The sequence below is a fragment of the Stenotrophomonas sp. YJH_SMC_91 genome, from assembly GCF_059368495.1.
Map to the genome: position 1 here is coordinate 141,611 of NZ_JCAFRT010000003.1, position 17,606 is coordinate 159,216.

15 protein-coding genes, 1 other RNA gene and 1 pseudogene are annotated in these 17,606 nt (G+C 67.6%); 2 read left to right on the forward strand and 15 right to left on the reverse strand.

Going from position 1 to position 17,606, the window contains the following annotated elements:
• Positions 1-96: 96 nt before the first annotated feature.
• The 13 genes and pseudogenes from ftsA to mraZ form a co-directional block, all read right to left on the reverse strand.
• Positions 97-1,332, reverse strand: a complete 1,236-nt coding sequence (gene ftsA / locus AC5P5X_RS06210; RefSeq protein ID WP_111188854.1) for a cell division protein FtsA — start codon at positions 1,330-1,332, stop codon at positions 97-99.
• A gap of 68 nt (positions 1,333-1,400) precedes the next feature.
• Positions 1,401-2,078: pseudogene (locus AC5P5X_RS06215) on the reverse strand (cell division protein FtsQ/DivIB); the annotation flags it as partial.
• Positions 2,075-3,037 carry a D-alanine--D-alanine ligase gene (locus AC5P5X_RS06220; RefSeq protein WP_111188855.1) on the reverse strand — a complete coding sequence of 321 codons (963 nt, stop codon included), beginning with the start codon at positions 3,035-3,037 and terminating at the stop codon, positions 2,075-2,077. The gene AC5P5X_RS06220 and the pseudogene AC5P5X_RS06215, both read right to left, overlap by 4 nt.
• Positions 3,034-4,470 carry a UDP-N-acetylmuramate--L-alanine ligase gene (gene murC, locus AC5P5X_RS06225; RefSeq protein WP_111174035.1) on the reverse strand — a complete coding sequence of 479 codons (1,437 nt, stop codon included), beginning with the start codon at positions 4,468-4,470 and terminating at the stop codon, positions 3,034-3,036. The genes AC5P5X_RS06220 and murC overlap by 4 nt, the downstream gene beginning before the upstream one ends.
• Positions 4,471-4,510: 40 nt before the next feature.
• On the reverse strand, positions 4,511-5,599 hold the full coding sequence (gene murG / locus AC5P5X_RS06230) for an undecaprenyldiphospho-muramoylpentapeptide beta-N-acetylglucosaminyltransferase (RefSeq protein WP_111188856.1): 1,089 nt from the start codon (positions 5,597-5,599) through the stop codon (positions 4,511-4,513).
• A complete protein-coding gene (gene ftsW, locus AC5P5X_RS06235; RefSeq protein WP_005408078.1) occupies positions 5,596-6,915 on the reverse strand; it encodes a putative lipid II flippase FtsW in 1,320 nt (439 codons plus the stop codon). The genes murG and ftsW overlap by 4 nt, the downstream gene beginning before the upstream one ends.
• A gap of 1 nt (position 6,916) precedes the next feature.
• A complete protein-coding gene (mraY, locus tag AC5P5X_RS06240) occupies positions 6,917-8,002 on the reverse strand; it encodes a phospho-N-acetylmuramoyl-pentapeptide-transferase (protein ID WP_099490439.1) in 1,086 nt (361 codons plus the stop codon).
• Entirely contained in the window at positions 7,992-9,386 is a 1,395-nt protein-coding gene (locus AC5P5X_RS06245) for a UDP-N-acetylmuramoyl-tripeptide--D-alanyl-D-alanine ligase (protein WP_099490438.1), read from the reverse strand. The genes mraY and AC5P5X_RS06245 overlap by 11 nt, the downstream gene beginning before the upstream one ends.
• Positions 9,383-10,891, reverse strand: coding sequence for a UDP-N-acetylmuramoyl-L-alanyl-D-glutamate--2,6-diaminopimelate ligase (locus AC5P5X_RS06250; RefSeq protein ID WP_099490437.1), 1,509 nt, complete (start codon positions 10,889-10,891; stop codon positions 9,383-9,385). Before AC5P5X_RS06250 ends, AC5P5X_RS06245 begins: the two co-directional genes overlap by 4 nt.
• Positions 10,888-12,732 carry a peptidoglycan D,D-transpeptidase FtsI family protein gene (locus AC5P5X_RS06255; RefSeq protein ID WP_005412243.1) on the reverse strand — a complete coding sequence of 615 codons (1,845 nt, stop codon included), beginning with the start codon at positions 12,730-12,732 and terminating at the stop codon, positions 10,888-10,890. Before AC5P5X_RS06255 ends, AC5P5X_RS06250 begins: the two co-directional genes overlap by 4 nt.
• Positions 12,729-12,992 carry a cell division protein FtsL gene (ftsL, locus tag AC5P5X_RS06260; protein ID WP_005412242.1) on the reverse strand — a complete coding sequence of 88 codons (264 nt, stop codon included), beginning with the start codon at positions 12,990-12,992 and terminating at the stop codon, positions 12,729-12,731. The genes AC5P5X_RS06255 and ftsL overlap by 4 nt, the downstream gene beginning before the upstream one ends.
• Entirely contained in the window at positions 12,989-13,957 is a 969-nt protein-coding gene (rsmH, locus tag AC5P5X_RS06265; RefSeq protein WP_012479154.1) for a 16S rRNA (cytosine(1402)-N(4))-methyltransferase RsmH, read from the reverse strand. Before rsmH ends, ftsL begins: the two co-directional genes overlap by 4 nt.
• Before the next feature lie 14 nt (positions 13,958-13,971).
• Positions 13,972-14,418 carry a division/cell wall cluster transcriptional repressor MraZ gene (gene mraZ, locus AC5P5X_RS06270; protein ID WP_004143635.1) on the reverse strand — a complete coding sequence of 149 codons (447 nt, stop codon included), beginning with the start codon at positions 14,416-14,418 and terminating at the stop codon, positions 13,972-13,974.
• 323 nt (positions 14,419-14,741) lie between these two features.
• On the opposite strand from mraZ, the gene AC5P5X_RS06275 reads away from it, so the two are divergent.
• A complete protein-coding gene (locus AC5P5X_RS06275; RefSeq protein WP_111188866.1) occupies positions 14,742-15,518 on the forward strand; it encodes an NRDE family protein in 777 nt (258 codons plus the stop codon).
• A gap of 101 nt (positions 15,519-15,619) precedes the next feature.
• Entirely contained in the window at positions 15,620-16,090 is a 471-nt protein-coding gene (locus AC5P5X_RS06280) for a DM13 domain-containing protein (protein WP_049397418.1), read from the forward strand.
• A 138-nt stretch (positions 16,091-16,228) separates the two neighbouring features.
• Here the strand turns inward: AC5P5X_RS06280 and rnpB are convergent.
• Both rnpB and rsmI read right to left on the reverse strand, forming a co-directional pair.
• Positions 16,229-16,580, reverse strand: an RNA gene (gene rnpB, locus AC5P5X_RS06285) — RNase P RNA component class A.
• Positions 16,581-16,735: 155 nt separating this feature from the next.
• Entirely contained in the window at positions 16,736-17,554 is an 819-nt protein-coding gene (rsmI, locus tag AC5P5X_RS06290; RefSeq protein WP_005408070.1) for a 16S rRNA (cytidine(1402)-2'-O)-methyltransferase, read from the reverse strand.
• Positions 17,555-17,606: the final 52 nt, after the last annotated feature.

A 17,606-nucleotide genomic window follows, 5' to 3' on the forward strand; every position in this document is an offset into this window, starting at 1 on the left:
CGTTGCGGCTGTGTGGGTTGTGTATTGCGTTGCTGCGTTGTGATGCGGGTACTGCAGGTGCTGCGCCGGGGTGACCCCGGTGTTACGGGTTCCGCGTCAGAACTCGCCGCGGAACCAGGTCTTGAGTTTCTTGAACATGCTTCCGGCGCGCCCGGTCGGTAGCGACGGCCGCCGCGGGTGCTCGATCTGGCTGCCCATCAGCAGCAGGCCCACGCCGGTGGCATGCACCGGGTTGCCGACCACTTCGCCCAGCCCGGTGACGTGCTGCGGGATGCCCACGCGCACCGGCATCTGCACCATTTCCTCGGCCAGCTCGACCACGCCTTCCATCTTCGAGGCACCACCGGTCAGCACCATGCCGGCGCGCACCAGTTCCTCGAAGCCGGAGCGGCGCAGTTCGGCCTGCACCATCTCGAAGATTTCCTCGTAACGGCCCTGCACCGCCTGCGCCAGCGAATGGCGCGGCATGCGGCGCGGCGGGCGGTCGCCCACCGACGGCACCTGGATGCTTTCCTCGGCGGTGGCCAGCTGGGCCAGGGCGCAGGCGTAGCGCACCTTGATCTGCTCGGCTTCCGGGGTGGGCGTGCGCAGCATGTGCGCGATGTCATTGGTGACGTGGTCGCCGGCGATCGGCAGCGAAGCCGTGTGGCAGATCGCGCCCTGCACGAACACCGCGATGTCGGTGGTGCCGGCGCCCATGTCGACCAGCACCACACCCAGCTCGCGTTCGTCGGCGGTCAGCACCGCAACGCTGGAGGCCAGCGAGGACAGCACCAGGTCATCCACCTGCAGGCCGCAGCGCTGCACGCACTTGCTGATGTTGGCCGCGGCCGACTGTGCGCACACCACCAAGTGCGCATGCACCTCCAGGCGCACGCCGGTCATGCCGACCGGGTTGCGGATGCCTTCCTGCGAATCGTCCAGCACATACTCGCGCGGGATCGCGTGCAGGATCTTCTGGTCGGCCGGAATCGCCACCGCCTTGGCCGCATCGAGCACGCGATCCAGGTCGCCCCAGGTCACTTCCCCGTCGCGGATCGGCACGATGCCCGGCGAGTTCTTGCACTGCACGTGGTTGCCGGAGATCGAGGCGTACACCGAGCGGATCTCGCAGCCGGCCATCAGCTCGGCTTCTTCCACCGCGCGCTGGATCGACTGCACGGTCGATTCGATGTCCACCACCACGCCGCGCTTCAAACCGCGCGACTCGTGCGAGCCGATGCCGATCACTTCGATCGGGTTGCCCGGCGAATACTCGCCCACCAGCGCCACCACCTTGGAGGTGCCGATGTCCAGGCCAACGATCAGCGATTTGTCACCCTTGCGATTCATGTCCTTTCCTGCGTGCTTCTGGCCGGGGTCGCCGGCGCTTTCGCCGGCGTGGCCGGGGTACCCCAGCTCAGCGTGAAACCATTGGTGTAACGGAGGTCGGCGCGCTCGATCGGCGCGTCCTGACGGTTGAGCTGCGGCAGTACCTTGACGAAGCGCTGCATGCGCGAGCGCGCGTCGTCGCGGCCGACCACCACTTCGGTGCCGTTGCTCAGCACCAGCGACCAGCTGCCGCGTGCATCCATCGTCACCCGGCGCACATCGACGCCGGCCGGTGCGAACAATGCACGCGAGTCGCTGTACAGCTTCATCACTTCCTCGGTCTGGCTGTCCGGGCCATCCAGTTCGGGCAGCGCAAGGTCGGCCAGCTTCTTCGGCGTGGGGAACAGCTTGCCCTGCTCGGAAACCAGGCGGTCGTTGCCCCAGCGCGCGAACGGCTTGTGCTCGACCAGGGTTACTTCCAGCACGTCCGGCCACTGCTTGCGTACCCGTGCGCTTTCCACCCACGGCAGCTTTTCCAGTGCGTCCTGGGCATCCTGCAGCTTGACCGCGAAGAACCCGGCGCGCGCATACGGCAGCAGCACCTGCTGCAGCTGTTCGGCCGGTACCCGCTTGAACTCGCCATGCACGCGCAGCTTCGCCAGCGGCCAGCGCTCGGCGCCGACCCAGCCATTGACCACGGCCACCACCGGCAGTGCAACCACCGACAGCGCCAACAGCCAGACGAAGATGCGCAGCACCGCGTTCATGCGTGCGAGGCCTCCAGGGTCTGTTCCAGCACACGCCACACCAGCTCTTCGAAGCTGATGCCGGCCTGGCCTGCGGCCTTGGGCACCAGCGAATGGCTGGTCATGCCCGGCGCGGTGTTCACTTCCAGCAGGAAGAAGCGGCCGCTGCTGCGGTCGCGCATCACGTCCACGCGGCCCCAGCCACGGCAGCCAGCAGCGCGGAACGCGGCCAGCGCGATGCGGCGGATTTCCTCTTCGTCGCCACCGTCCAGGCCCGGGCACAGGTACTGGGTGTCCTCGGCGATGTACTTGGCGTTGTAGTCGTACCACTGGCCCTTGGGCACGATGCGGATCGACGGCAGCGCGACGTCGCCGAGAATGGCCACGGTCAGTTCGTCGCCGACCACCATCTGCTCCATGAGCAGCTGGCCGTCGTAGCGCGCAGCCAGGGCCACGGCCTCATCCAGGCCGGCGTCGTCGGTGACCCGGCTGATGCCCACGCTGGAGCCTTCGTTGGCCGGCTTCACCACCACCGGCAGGCCCAGCTCGGCCGCCAGTGCATGCACGTTCGATGCGTCGACCTTGCGGTATTGCGGGGTCGGCAGGCCCAGCGACAACCACACCTGCTTGGTACGGATCTTGTCCATGCTCAGCGCAGAGCCCAGCACGTCCGAGCCGGTGTACGGCACGCCGAAGGCGTCCATCAGGCCCTGCACGATGCCGTCCTCACCACCACCGTTGTGGCCGTGCAGGATGTTGAACACACGGTCGATGCCGCCGGCAGCCAGCGCCTTGGCCAGCGCCGGAATGCCGTCCACCGCGAACGCATCGACACCGCGCGACTGCAGTGCTTCCAGTACGTTGCGGCCGGAATCCAGCGACACCTCGCGTTCGCTGGAAGTGCCGCCGAGCAGCACGGCGACGCGACCGAATACAGCCGGGTCGCTCACGCGCAGCGGCGGGAAGGTCAGCGCGCTCACGCCTCGCCCTCCCCCTTGAAGCCTTCCACCGCGATGTGGGTAGCCACGGCGCCGATGTCGCCCGCCCCCATCATCAGCAGCAGGTCACCGTCCTGCAGCACGTCCGGCAGCACGCTGGCCAGCTCGGCGGCCTTGCCAACCACCACCGGTTCGCTGCGGCCGCGCGCGCGGATGGCGCGGGCCAGCGCATGCGAGTCGGCACCGGCAATCGGTTCCTCGCCAGCCGGGTAGACCTCGCTCAGCACCAGCGCATCGACGCTGGACAGCACCGCGGCGAACTTGTCGAACTGGTCGCGGGTTCGGCTGTAGCGGTGCGGCTGGAAGGCCACCACCAAGCGCTTGTCGGCCCAGCCACCACGGGCGGCGGCGAACACGGCTTCCAGCTCGCTCGGGTGATGACCGTAGTCATCGATGATGCGCACCTTGGCGCCACTGGCGGTGGTCACTTCGCCCAGATCGTTGAAGCGACGGCCGACACCGGCGAAGCCTTCCAGCGCACGCGCGATGGCGTCCGGGGCCACGCCCAGCTGCCAGCCCACTGCGGCGGCGGCCAGTGCGTTGAGTACGTTGTGCCTGCCCGGCAGTGCCAGTACCACTTCCTGGCTGGTGCCCTGCGGCAGGCGCAGGGTGAAGCGCATGCGCGCCCCTTCCTGCACCACGTTCTCGGCGCGCACGTCGGCCTGCGGGCTCATGCCGTAGCTCATCACGTGGCGCGGGGTCCTGGCGGCCAGCGCAGCCACTTCCGGGTCGTCGATGCACAGCACCGCCAGGCCATAGAACGGCAGGCGCTGCAGGAACTCGGCAAACGCCGCCTGCACGCGGGCAAAGTCGTTGCCGTAGTTCTCCAGATGATCGGCATCGATGTTGGTGATGATCGACATCAGCGGGTTCAGGCGCAGGAAGCTGCCATCGCTTTCGTCAGCCTCGGCCACCAGCCACTGGCCACCGCCCAGCTTGGCGTTGGCGCCGGCGGCCAGCAGCTGGCCACCGATCACGAACGTCGGGTCCAGGCCGCCTTCGCTCAGCACCGCAGCGGTGAGGCTGGTGGTGGTGGTCTTGCCATGGGTACCGGCCACGGCGATGCCGCGACGGAAGCGCATCAGCTCGGCCAGCATGGCCGCACGCGGCATGATCGGAATGCGCTGGCTGCGCGCTTCCATCAGTTCCGGGTTGTCTTCGCGGATGGCGCTGGAGACCACCACGCAGTCGGTGCCCAGCACGTTGGCCGCCGAGTGGCCGCGCATGATGCGCGCACCCAGGCTGGCCAGGCGGCGGGTCGCCACGTTGTCGGCGTTGTCCGAGCCGGACACTTCATAGCCCAGCGTCAGCATCACTTCGGCGATACCGCTCATGCCGGTGCCGCCGATGCCGACGAAATGCACGCGCGGGAACGCGCGCACCAGGTCGTTGGTGTCGTGCAGGCGGCGGATCATGCGCGGCCTCGCGCAGGGCAGGCGCGGTGGCATGCCTTCTTCATACAGCTTCCTCGAGAATGATATCGGCGATGCGCTCGGCGGCATCGACCTTGGCCAGGGCACGCGCGGCTTGCGCCATCTGCATGCGGCGGGCGGGATTTTCGGACAGATCGCGCAGCAGTGCGGCAATGCCGTCGGCCAGCGTTCCGTCCTGCTTCAGCAAAACCGCCGCGCCGCGCTCGACCAGGTACTCCGCATTGCGGGTCTGGTGATCGTCGACGGCAGCGGGGAATGGCACCAGCACACTGCCGACACCGACCGCGCACAGCTCGGCCAGCGTGGACGCGCCGGAGCGGCATACGACCAGATCGGCCCAGGCAAACGCCTCGGCCATGTCGGCGATGAACGGGGTGATCTCCGCCTGCACGCCGGCCTTGGCATACGCCTCGACCGCTTCGGCATGCATCTTCTCGCCGCTCTGGTGGCGCACCTGCACCGGAACCCCGGCACCGAGCGCAGCGATCGCCTGCGGCACGCCGGTATTGAGCGCGCGTGCACCCTGGCTGCCGCCCACCACCAGCACGCGCAGCGGACCCTGGCGGTCGGCGAAGCGCTGTTCCGGCGGTGCGATGGCGGCGATCTCCGCACGCACCGGGTTGCCGACAAACTCCTCGCCCTTGGCGAAGGTGCCCGGGAACCCGGTCAGCAGACGGCGTGCATAGCGCGACAGGATGCGATTGGTCAGGCCCGGTGCGCGGTTCTGCTCATGCACGATCAGCGGCAGGCCATGCAGGCGCGTGGCCATGCCGCCGGGACCGGAGGCGAATCCACCGAAGGCCACCACCGCACGCGGCTGGCGCTTGCGGATGATCATGCCGGCCGCGCGCAGCGCGCGCATCAGCCGCCACGGCGCGCCCAGCAGGGCCAGCTTGCCCTTGCCGCGCAGGCCGGTGATGGCCAGCGTGTCGATCGGAATGTCGTGCTGCGGTACCAGACGGGTTTCCATCGCACCGTCGGCGCCCATCCAGGTGACCGGCACGCCGCGCGCGCGCAGCACGCGGGCCACGGCCAGGCCGGGGAAGATGTGACCGCCGGTACCACCGGCCAGGATCATCACCGGGCGCACGTTGTCGGTGGCTGTGCTCATGACAGCCTCCCGAAGGTCGGTTCGATGCGCGACTGCAGGCGGCTGGTGCCACGCGCAGCGTTCGCTGCAGCGGCAGCCACCGGCTCGGCGCTCATCGGTACGCTGGCGGCCACCGGCGCGGCCGGCTCGTCGCTCGGCTCGGCAGCGGCGTCTTCGGTGCCGCCGATGCGCACGGCCTGGCGGCGCTCGGCGCGCTTGAGTTCATAGGACACGCGCAGCAGCAGGCCCATCGCCACGCAGGTCATCAGCACCGACGAGCCGCCGGAGGAGATCAACGGCAGGGTCAGGCCCTTGGTCGGCAGGATGCCCAGGTTCACGCCGATCGAAACGAAGGTCTGCATGCTGATCCACAGGCCGATGCCGAAGGCGATGTAGCCGGAGAAGTGCCGCTTCATCTCCACGCAGCGCATGCCCAGCCAGAAGGTCCGGCCGACCAGCAGCGCGTACAGGGCCACGATCACGCAGGTGCCCAGGAAGCCGAATTCCTCGGCGGTGACCGAGAAGATGAAGTCGGTATGCGCTTCGGGCAGGTAGTACAGCTTCTGCACCGAGTTGCCCAGGCCGACGCCGGTCCACTCGCCACGGCCCACCGCCATCAGCGCGTTGGACAGCTGGTAGCCGTCGCCCTGCTGGTCGGCCCATGGGTCCAGGAAGGACGTGATGCGGCGCATGCGGTACGGCTCGATGATCGCCAGTGCGCTCATGCCGACCAGGCCGATGATCACCGGCATCGACATGCGCGGCATGTTCACCCCGCCCAGCACCAGCATGCCGGCGGTGATCGCCAGCAGCAGGGTGGACGAGCCGAAGTCCGGCTGCAGCAGCAGCAGCACCACCAGCGCCCCGGCCACGCCCAGCGGCTTGAGCATCGCCGGCCAGGTCGCATTGACCTCGTCGCGGAAACGCACCAGGTAGCTGGACAGCCAGACGATGTAGAGCACTTTCACCGCTTCGACCGTCTGGAACTTGGAGATGCCCAGGTTGATCCAGCGGCGCGCACCGTTGACCGTGCTGCCCAGGCCCGGTGCGAACACCGCCAGCAGCAGCACGAAGCAGCCCAGCAGCAGCATCTGGTTGTACTGCTCGATGGACTTCAGTTCAGTGCGGGCGGCGATGACCGCCAGCACGATACCCACCGCCAGGAAGATCAGGTGGCGGTTGAGGTAGTAGAACGGACTGCTCATCAAGGCGATCGAGCTGGACGCCACCATCACCACGCCCACGCCGGTGAGCGCGATGATCGCGCCCAGCAGCCACTTGTCGTAGCTGCCTTCGATGGCTTCAAGGCGTGTTGCCTGGCGGGACAGGTCGTTCATCTCAGCGCACCTTCAACGTGGCCAGGCCGATCAGCACGAGCACGACGGAGATGATCCAGAAGCGCACGATCACACGCGGCTCGGGCCAGCCCTTCAGTTCGAAATGGTGGTGGATCGGCGCCATGCGGAACACGCGCTTGCCGGTCAGCTTGAACGAGGCCACCTGGATCATCACCGACAGTGTTTCGATGACGAATACGCCGCCCATGATCACCAGCACCAGTTCCTGGCGGGTGATCACCGCGATCGTGCCCAGCACCGCGCCCAGCGCCAGCGCACCGATGTCGCCCATGAACACCATGGCCGGATAGGTGTTGAACCACAGGAAGCCGAGGCCCGCGCCGGCAATGGCCGCACAGATGATGACCAGCTCGCCGGCGCCCGGAATCTGCGGGATCTGCAGGTAGTTGGCGAACACCACGTTGCCCGAGGCATAGGCGAACACACCCAGCGCGCAGGCCACAAGCACGGTCGGCATGATCGCCAGGCCGTCCAGGCCGTCGGTCAGGTTCACCGCGTTGGAGAAGCCGACGATCCAGAAGTAGGCGATGGCCACGAAGCCGATGCCGGCCAGCGGCAACGCCACCGACTTGAACATCGGGATGTAGAAGGTCAGCGCCGCCGGCACGTCGGCCGTGTAGCACAGGAACAGGCCAGCAGCCAGCCCGAAGATCGACTGCAGCAGGTATTTCCAGCGCGACTTCAGGCCGTTCGGGTCGCGGCGGACGATCTTGATCCAGTCGTCATACCAGCCGATGGCGCCGAAGCACAGCATCACCGCCAGCACCAGCCACACGTAGCGGTTGCGCAGGTCGGCCCACATCAGCACCGACAGGGTGATGGTGAGCAGGATCAGCGAACCGCCCATGGTCGGCGTGCCGGCCTTGGAGAAATGGGTCTGCGGACCGTCCTTGCGGATCGGCTGGCCGCCCTTGAACTGGGCAAGCTTGCGGATCATCGCCGGGCCAAGCCACAGCGACAGGAACAGGGCCGTCAGCGCGGCAAGGATGGCGCGGAACGTCTGGTAGTTGAACAGCCCGAACAGGCTCTCCAACTGCTGCAACCATCGAGCCAGTTCATACAACATGCGGGGATTCCTCTCCTTGCGCCAGCAGCGCTTTGACGATCAGGTCCATGGCACTGCCACGGGAACCCTTGACCAGGCAGCGCACACCAGCGTGCAACTCGTCCTGCAGCGCCTGCGACAGCGCACCATGGGTATCGAAATGGCGTCCTCCTTCACCGAAGGCGGCCGCAGCGGCGGCACTGAGCGGACCCAGTGCATACAGCCGCTTCAGGCCGGCGGCGCGTGCACGGATGCCGGCCTGCGCATGCAGGGCCTCGCCGTCCGGACCCAGCTCGCGCATGTCGCCCAGCACCAGCCAGCCCTCTTCCGGCGCGGCGGCCAGGGCGTCGATGGCCGCAGCCAGCGAACCGGGGTTGGCGTTGTAACTGTCGTCCACCAGCACCGCGCCATTGCGCAGCTGATGGGCAATCTGGCGGCCCGGCACCGGCTGCGCTTCGGCCAGGCCGGTCGCGATCAGCGCCAGGTCGACACCGGCGGCCAGCGCCAGGCTGGCGGCGGCCAGCGCATTGCTGACGTTGTGGCGACCGGGCAGGCCGAGCACCACGCGGGCTTCGCCGCTCGGTGCGACCAGGGTGAACTGGCTGCCCTGCGCGCCGGCGCGGATGTCGCGCGCGGTCACCTCGGCGGTATGTTCCAGGCCGTAGCGCAGCACGCGGCAACGCGGCGGGGTGCCGACGAAGTGCTGTTCGAACCAGCGGCCGTAGGCATCGTCCACATTGATCACCGCCACGCCATCGGCCGGCAGCGCGGCATAGATCGCACCCTTGGTCACCGCCACGCCGAGCAGGCTGCCCATGCGTTCCAGGTGCGCCGGGGCAATGTTGTTGACCAGCGCATAGCGCGGGCGGGCGATGTCGGTCAGGTAGGCGATATCGCCCGGCTTGCCGGCGCCCATCTCGTAGACGGCGTAGTCGGCATCTTCCGGCGCATCGATCACTGCCAGCGGCAGGCCGATCTCGTTGTTGCGGTTGCCCGGGTTGGCGTAGACCACCTTGTGGGCCTGCTGTGCCACCTGCTGCAGGATCGACAGCAGCAGGCTCTTCACGCTGGTCTTGCCGTTGCTGCCGGTGATCGCGAACACCTCGGTGCTGCGGTCGCGCTGCATGCCGGTGGCGATCTTCGCCAGTGCCAGTTCGCTGTCGGCCACCAGCACCTGCGGCAGTTCGATCGGCAGCAGGCGCTCGACCAGCAGTGCGCTGGCACCGCGCGCCTGCGCGTCGGCGGCAAAGTCATGGCCGTCGAAACGCTCGCCGCGCAGCGCCACATACAGGCTGCCCGGGCCGAGGCTGCGGGTGTCATTGCTGACCGCATCGATGGCCACGTCGTCGCCGTGGATCTCGCCGCCGGCCCAGTGTGCGATCAGCGAAAGCAGGGTGCGCTTCATGCGGTGCCCTCCCCGGCCTGCGCCTCTAGTACACCGGCCTTGGCCGCCAGTGCAGCGGCGGCCACTTCGGTGTCGTCGAAGTCATGGCGCACGCCATTGACTTCCTGGTACGGCTCGTGGCCCTTGCCAGCGATCAGGATGATGTCACCGGCACCGGCACGCTTCACCGCCAGGCCGATCGCACGCGCGCGGCTGCGCTGCACGGTCACGGCGGAGGCATCGGTGAAGCCGGCCAGGATGTCGGCCACGATCACGTCGCCATCCTCGCCACGCGGGTTGTCGTCGGTGACGATGACCTGGTTGGCCAGACGCTCGGCAATGGCCGCCATCTGCGGGCGTTTGCCGGTATCACGCTCGCCGCCGCAGCCGAACACGCAGAACAGCGTGCCCTGCAGGTGGCCATGCAGGCTGTCCAGCGCCTGTTCCAGCGCGTCCGGGGTGTGTGCGTAGTCGACCACCACGGTCGGCAGGCCGTCTTCGCCGCCCAGGCGGTTCATGCGGCCACGGATCGGCTGCAGCGCCGACAGTACTTCGGCGATGCGCGGCAGCGGCTGGCCCTGCGCGTGCAGGGTGCCGGCCACCGCCAGCAGGTTGTCCACGTTGAAGCGGCCCAGCAGCGGCGACAGCACCGCCGCGCGCTGGCCGTCGATGACCAGTTCGAAGGCAATGCCACGGCCATCCAGCTGCAGCGCCTCGGCGCGCACGCTGGCGTCAGTGGCACCGCGCGAGCTCAGGCCGATCGGCTGCACGCCCGCCGGCAGGCCGGCGAACAGCTGGCGGCCGAACGCGTCGTCCAGATTGATCACCGCGGCCTTCAGGCCCGGACGGTGGAACAGCCGCGCCTTGGCCGCGCCGTAGCTGGCCATGTCGCCGTGGTAGTCCAGATGGTCGCGGGTGAGGTTGGTGAACACCGCCACGTCGTAGTGCACGGCATCCACGCGACCCTGGTCCAGCGCATGCGAGCTGACTTCCATCGCCACCGCGCGCGCACCGGCGTCGCGCAGCTGCGCCAGCAGCGCATGCATCTGCAGCACCAGCGGCGTGGTGAAGCCGGTCGGCTCGACCGCACCATAAAGTCCGGCGCCCAGCGTGCCGATACTGCCACTGGGCGTACCGAGCAGGTGCCAGGCCTGGGCCAGCAGCTGCACGGTGGACGTCTTGCCGTTGGTGCCGGTGACACCGACCATCGCCATCGCCCGCGACGGCGCGCCATGGAACTGGTCGGCCATCGCACCCATGCGTGCGCGCAGGCCCGGCACGGCGATCGCATCGGCCGGTGCCGGCAGTTCGGCAGGCGCCGGCGGTTCAAACAGGATGACGCTGGCACCGGCGGCGCGGGCCTGCTCGACAAAGCCCAGGCCATGCGCGCCGAAACCGGCGATGGCGACGAAGGCATTGCCGGGACGCACGGCGCGGCTGTCCAGCACCAGGCCGGTCAGAACGGGGTCGTGCCCTGCAAGGGCAACGTCCGGAAGCAACTGCGAAAGCAACATCGAAGGACTCATTGCGTGCCTCCCGTAGTGGGCGGCGTCTGGGCGTGCGCGCTCGGCAGCGCAGCATCGAATTCAGCGGCGGCATCCACCGGCAGCGCGGTCTCGGCCGGCGGCGCAGGCAGGATCGAGGCCGAGTGGCCGACCTTGCCGGACTGCTGTGCGGCCAGCCACGACTGCAGGTCGTCCAATGGCACGTCCATCAGGCGCAGGGTGCCTTCCATCACGTTGTGATAGACCGGCGCCGACACCAGGCCGCCGTAGAACTTGCCGGCCTGCGGATCGTTGATGACGATGACGGTGGCGAAGCGCGGGTTGGTGGCGGGCACCACGCCGGCGAACAGCGCGTTGTAATGACCCCGCTCGTAACCACCCGGACCGGCCTTGCGCGCGGTACCGGTCTTGCCGGCCACGCGGTAGCCCAGCACCGCCGCCTGCTTGGCGCCGCCCTGGGTGACCACGGTTTCCATCATCGCCACCACCTGCCTGGCGACGTTTTCGTCGATGATCTGCTGGCCTTCATTGCGCTGGCCCTTGACGAAGGTCGGCGCGATCAGACGACCGCCGTTGGCCAGTGCCGAATAGGCGGTAGCGATCTGCAGCGGCGTCACGTTCAGGCCGTAGCCGTAGGACATCGTGGTCTTGGTGGTACCCGACCAGCGCGCCGGGCGCAGCACCACGCCGCCGGATTCACCGGGGAAACCGCTGTGCGGTACCGAGCCATAACCAAAGCGGCGCACGCCGTCGTAGAACACCTGGTCCGGCATCTTCGCCGCGACCTTGGCCGCACCCACGTTCGAACTGCGGGTGATCACGCCGGTCACGTTCAGCACGCCGTTGTTGCGCGGCACGTCACGGATGGTGAAGCGACCCAGGGTCATGTAGCCCGGATTGGTGTCGATGATGGTGTCCTTGGTCACCGCACCGGCCTGCAGCGCGGTAGCGATGGTCAACGGCTTCATCGTCGAACCCGGCTCGACCAGGTCGGTCACCGCACGGTTGCGGCGCGCATCGGGCAGCGCGCCGGTCAGCGAATTCGGGTTGTAGGTCGGCAGGTTGACCATGGCCAGGATCTCGCCGGTGGTCACGTCCATGATCACCATTGAACCGCCCGCTGCCTTGTTGGCCACCAGCGCGTTGCGCAGTTCCTTGAAGGCCAGGTACTGGATGCGGCGGTCGATGCTGAGGGTCAGGTCCTTGCCCGGTTCAGCGGCACGCAGCAGATCGCTCTCGACGGTCTCGCCCTTGCGGTTGCGGATCACCCGCTTCGCACCGGCCTTGCCGCGCAACCATTCGTCGAACGCCAGCTCCAGGCCTTCCTGGCCGCGGTCGTCGATGTTGGTGAAGCCCAGCACGTGCGCCATCGCTTCACCCTGCGGGTAGAAGCGGCGGAACTCGCGCTGCGCGGCCACGCCCGGAATCTTCAGCGCGACCACCTTCTCTGCCTCGTCCGGATTGATCCGGCGGCGCAGGTACATGAATTCCTTGTCCGACTTCTGCGACAGGCGGCTGCTCAGCTCATCCACCGACATGCCGACCGCCTGGGCCAGCTCCGGGATGCGCTCGGGCGAACGCAGCAGGTCCTGCGGATTGACCCAGATCGAGGCGACCGGCGTGGATACCGCCAGCGGCTCGCCGTTGCGGTCGGTGATCATGCCGCGCGAGGTCTTGATCGGCAGCTCGCGCAGGTAACGGGCCTCGCCCTGGCGCTGGTAGAAGTCGCTGTTGATGATCTGCACGTAGGCCGCGCGGCCGACCAGCGACACCGAGCACAGGCCGAGCGCCAGCGCGACCCAGCGCAGGCGCTGGCGCAGGTTGAAGGCATTGCGCGGGCGGTTGCGGCCGGCCTTGCTCATGGGCGCACCACCACGATGTCGGCGGCCTCGGGGAACTTCATGCCGAGCTTCTCGCGGGCAATGCGGTCCACGCGGTTGGCCTCGGCCAGGGTCGCCTGCTCCAGCTGCAGGCGGCCGAATTCCAGGTTGATGTCATCGCGCTTGCGCTCGGCGCGCGACAGTTCGATGAACGTCTGCCGATGACGGTGACGCACGAACACGACGCCGATCGCCGAGGCCACGGTGGACGCCAGCAGGATGATCAGCAGCAGCCGGCTCATGCGTCGGCCTCCCGCTTCTGCGCCACGCGCAGCACGGCGCTGCGCGCACGCGGGTTGGCGGCCAGTTCCTCGTCGGTAGCCTTGATGGCACCGCCGATCAGGTCCAGCGTCGGCACGAACGCCACCGCCTCAGGCAGGCGGCGGTTGGCCGGCGGCGCCTTGGCCAGGCGGTTCATGTACTGCTTGACGATGCGGTCTTCCAGCGAATGGAAGCTGATCACCGCCAGCCGGCCACCGGGCTTGAGCCGTTCCACGGCCGCATCGAGCCCGGCTTCCAGATCGGCCAGCTCGCGGTTGATGTGGATGCGGATGGCCTGGAAGCTGCGCGTGGCCGGGTGGATCTTGTCTTTCCCACGCGGCATCACCGAGGCGATCAGCTCGGCCAGTTCGGCGGTGCGGGAGAAGGGCTGCTTCTCACGGCGGGCCACGATGGCACGGGCGATGCGGCGGCTCTGGCGTTCTTCGCCATAGGTCCACAGCACGTCGGCAATTTCGCGCTCTTCCACGCGGTTGATCCACTGCGCGGCGCTTTCACCGCTGTCCGGGTCCATGCGCATGTCCAGCGGGCCGTCCTTGCCGAAGCTGAAGCCACGTTCGGCCACGTCCAGCTGCGGCGACGACACGCCCAGGTCGAACAGCACGCCGTCCAGGCCTTCGGCCGTCGCATCCCACTGCAGCAGCTGGGCGAAGCTGCCACGGAAGATGGACACGCGCGGGTCCGGCGCGAAATCGCGCTCGGCAACGGCGATGGCTTCCGGATCCTTGTCCATGACCAGCAGGCGCCCCTCGGGACCGAGCTGGGTGAGCACGCCACGTGCATGACCGCCACGACCGAACGTGCCATCCAGATAACGTCCGTTTTCGATCACCCTCAGGCCTTCAAGGACCTGGGTGTACAGGACCGGCAGGTGCACCGCCGGCGACTGCGACACCGGAAGGTGACCGGTCTGCGCTTCTGGGCGCATCCGGGCACCCCGGCTCACAACTTCAGGTCGAGCAACCCATCACCCAGATCCTCGTCAGACAATGTCTGCTGGATCAGGGCCCGATGCGCCTGCTCGCTCCACAATTCGAACTTGTCGCCCATACCGAGCAATACCGCCTTCTTCTCAATGCCCACCGCACCGCGGTGGCTGGCGGGGATGCTGATGCGACCGTTGCCGTCCAGTTCCAGATGGGCGGCCGAGCCGACCAGCTTCTGCTGCAACAGGCGCACGACGCGCTGGGTGTTGGGCTTGGACATGACGTCGTCGCGGACCCGCTCCCATTCCGACTCTGCATACAGCCACAGGCAGCCGGCTTCGAACGGGTTGTAGGTCAGCACGAGACGGTTGTTGCTGGCGCGCGCGACGAGGTCGCGGTAAGCGGTGGGAACCGCCATGCGCCCTTTATCGTCAACTGTGATGGCCGTCTCGCCCTGGAACACGACGCGTGCACCTATCCTTCGCCCGGTGAAACATTGAACCACGAAAACCCACAAAACACCCGGATTTCCCTCTGATGCCCACCTTAGCAGCGGCCGAAGGGTTGTCAACAACTTTTCAGCAGGGAAATCGCCAGCCGCATCAATGGCTTGCAACAACCTTTAGAGAATTGTTCAAGGCTTATCCACAAGTTGCTGATCCGTCTCAATTTTTGAGATTGAACGGAAGTTCAGGGCTGTGGACAAGGCGTGAAACATCGCCTGCGCATTCATCCGGAACCGGCCGGAAACGCCGCCGGACTGCGCAAACGATGCACAATGAGGCCATGTGCCTGCTCGCTCTTGGCTGGATGCACCACCCGCGCTGGCGGCTGGTGATGACCGGCAACCGTGATGAGTTCCACGCCCGCCCGACCGCGGCGCTGGCCCCCTGGCAGGATGAGACCTCCGTCATCGGAGGGCGCGACCTGCGCTCCGGCGGTGGCTGGGCCGGCGTCGGCGCCGGCGGCCGCATGGCCGTGGTCACCAATGTCCGTGATCCGCTGGCCGCACAGACCGGCCCGTCCCGGGGTGCACTGGTGGCCGACTTCCTGCGCGGCCGCGACCCCGCCGCCGTGCATATCGACCGGCTGGCCACCGTGGCGGGCGCGTATGCGCCCTTCAACCTGCTGCTGGCCGATGGCGACAGCCTGGAGTACCTGGGCAACCACCCCGCCGAGCGCCAGAGCCTGGGCCCGGGTGTGCATGGCATGTCCAACGGCGCGCTGGACGCGCCCTGGCCGAAGACCCGACGGCTGATGGCTGCGCTTTCCGCGTGGCTGCAGGAAGACGGGGTCAGATCCCCTTCCCAAGGGGAAAGGGATCTGACCCCGCTCTGGAACGCCCTCGCCGACGAACACCGCCCGGCCGACAGCGACCTGCCCGACACCGGCATCGGCCTGGAACGCGAGCGCTGGCTGAGCCCGGCCTTCATCCGCGGCGACGATTACGGCACCCGCGCCAGCACCGTGCTGCTGATCGATGCCGATGGCCACGGCGAGATCCACGAGCGCCGCTTCGGCCCACAGGGCGTCGCACTTGGCCAGAGCCAGGTCGATTTCTGACCCTGTACCTGTTTTCTGTGTCTATAAATGTCTGCACACACGCCACACGATGACCCGGCGCGGTCCTGCCGCGCGCCCCACCGATCCACAGGGAGTCATCGATGCGCCGTGTTCTTGTACTTGCCGCCACCCACCTGCTCGCCCTCGGCCTGGGCTTCGGCCTGGGCATCTACCTGCTGCCGATCCTGATCGCCCCCGACGACCCGCCGGTCGCACAGGTGCAGGCCGCCATGGCCGAAGCCCGCTACCACACCACCTTCCGTCGCCACCTCAAGGGCAGCGACGCGGTGCACTGGGCCGAAGGCAAGGTCAGCGTCAGCCCGCGCCAGGTCGCCTTCGACGGCAAGATGGGCCCGGGACCGGATTACAAGGTCTACCTGGTCCGCGACTTCGTCGACAACAAGGCCGATTTCCTGAAGACCAAGGCGCAGGCCCAGCGCATCGGCGAGGTAAAGACCTTCAACCGCTTCCTGGTGGACGTGCCCGAAAGCATCAACGTGGACGACTACACCACCGTAGTGGTGTGGTGCGAACGGTTCGAGCAGTTCATTTCCGCTGGGCAGTACCGCTGATCAAAAAGGGGCCGGCTCCCTTTCCTGCGGAAAGGGAGCCGGCCCCGTAATGCTGGCGCACCGACGCCACGCATGGGCGCCGGTAGATCCCCCACGCATGGCATCAGTAGATCCACGCCATGCGTGGATGGAAGAAAGAGGCGGAGCCGGCCGATAAGCCGGGTTCTGTCGTGGACAGTCATTCCTCTAGGCGTTACGTCACCGCAACGCTCAAGCAACCTACCCGGATCCAACGCGGGCCGCGCCAAAGGATCCCTATTTGGTCTTGCTCCAGGTGGGGTTTGCCGTGCCGGTCTGTTGCCAGACTCGCGGTGCGCTCTTACCGCACCATTTCACCCTTACCGGCCTTCCGAAGAAGACGTAGGCGGTATCTTTCTGTTGCACTTTCCGTCGGCTTGCGCCGCCCAGGCGTTACCTGGCACCTTGCCCTATGGAGCCCGGACTTTCCTCGGCACCCCCGAAGGGATGACGCGACTGTCTGGCCGGCTCCGCCAGCGCATATTCTAGCGCACGCACGTCCTTCCTGCCGTGCCGATCGCGGCGTCCGGTTCATCCATCCACGCATGGCGTGGATCTACCGATGTCGCTGCCCTGGTGGGTGCAGATTCCGATCTGGTGGGTGCGGACCTTGGTCCGCACGATCCATCAACTCCCGTACAACGCCTTGCGCGGTGCACCGGTCAACTCGGCGGCGAGCTTGGCGGCGGTCGACGGCGGCAGGTGCTCGCTCAGCTTCGCGTAGACGCGGCGACCATGCGCCAGCTGCGCTTCCTCGTCGTCACCAGCACCCTGCACCATCACCACGAACTCGCCCTTGCGCTGGTTCTCGTCGGCTTCCACCTTGGCCAGCAGTCCCGCCAGATCACCATCGAGCACGGTCTCGAACAGCTTGGTCAGCTCGCGTGCCAGCACTGCCGGGCGCTCGCCGCCGAAGATCGCCGCCATGTCGGCCAGCGATTCGGCGATGCGGTGCGAGGATTCGTAGAACACCATCGTGCGCACTTCGCCGGCCAGCGCCTGCAGGCGGTCGCGACGGCCACTGGCCTTGGCCGGCAGGAAGCCCTCGAAACTGAAGCGGTCGCTGGGCAGGCCCGCCACGCTCAGCGCGGCAATGGCGGCGCAGGCACCGGGAATCGGGCTGACCTTGATGCCGGCCGCACGGGCAGCACGCACCAGGCGGAAGCCGGGGTCGCTGACCAGCGGGGTGCCCGCATCGCTGACCAGCGCCAGCGATTCGCCCGCCTGCAGGCGCGAGACCAGGCGTTGCGACAGGGCCTCTTCATTGTGTTCGTGCAGGGCCACCAGCGGCTGCTGGATGCCGAAATGGGACAGCAGCTGGCCGCTGCGGCGGGTGTCCTCGGCACAGATGGCCGCCACCGAGCGCAGCACCTCCTGCGCGCGCGGGCTCAGATCGGCCAGGTTGCCGATCGGGGTGGCGACGACGTACAGGGTTGGGACACTCATTTCAGCGGTACTCACGGGGCAAGGGTAGAATCGTAGCGTGTACCCGGCCAAG

What these genes read in the sequence shown, in the direction of transcription:
- AC5P5X_RS06280 (WP_049397418.1), top strand. Translation starts at nt 15,620, where the DNA reads ATGCGCCGTGTTCTTGTACTTGCCGCCACCCACCTGCTCGCCCTCGGC.
- rsmH (WP_012479154.1), bottom strand. Translation starts at nt 13,957, where the DNA reads ATGCGCCCAGAAGCGCAGACCGGTCACCTTCCGGTGTCGCAGTCGCCG.
- ftsA (WP_111188854.1), bottom strand. Translation starts at nt 1,332, where the DNA reads ATGAATCGCAAGGGTGACAAATCGCTGATCGTTGGCCTGGACATCGGC.
- AC5P5X_RS06255 (WP_005412243.1), bottom strand. Translation starts at nt 12,732, where the DNA reads ATGAGCAAGGCCGGCCGCAACCGCCCGCGCAATGCCTTCAACCTGCGC.
- AC5P5X_RS06250 (WP_099490437.1), bottom strand. Translation starts at nt 10,891, where the DNA reads ATGAGTCCTTCGATGTTGCTTTCGCAGTTGCTTCCGGACGTTGCCCTT.
- rsmI (WP_005408070.1), bottom strand. Translation starts at nt 17,554, where the DNA reads ATGAGTGTCCCAACCCTGTACGTCGTCGCCACCCCGATCGGCAACCTG.
- AC5P5X_RS06275 (WP_111188866.1), top strand. Translation starts at nt 14,742, where the DNA reads ATGTGCCTGCTCGCTCTTGGCTGGATGCACCACCCGCGCTGGCGGCTG.
- ftsL (WP_005412242.1), bottom strand. Translation starts at nt 12,992, where the DNA reads ATGAGCCGGCTGCTGCTGATCATCCTGCTGGCGTCCACCGTGGCCTCG.
- mraY (WP_099490439.1), bottom strand. Translation starts at nt 8,002, where the DNA reads ATGTTGTATGAACTGGCTCGATGGTTGCAGCAGTTGGAGAGCCTGTTC.
- AC5P5X_RS06245 (WP_099490438.1), bottom strand. Translation starts at nt 9,386, where the DNA reads ATGAAGCGCACCCTGCTTTCGCTGATCGCACACTGGGCCGGCGGCGAG.
- murC (WP_111174035.1), bottom strand. Translation starts at nt 4,470, where the DNA reads ATGATCCGCCGCCTGCACGACACCAACGACCTGGTGCGCGCGTTCCCG.
- murG (WP_111188856.1), bottom strand. Translation starts at nt 5,599, where the DNA reads ATGAGCACAGCCACCGACAACGTGCGCCCGGTGATGATCCTGGCCGGT.
- ftsW (WP_005408078.1), bottom strand. Translation starts at nt 6,915, where the DNA reads ATGAACGACCTGTCCCGCCAGGCAACACGCCTTGAAGCCATCGAAGGC.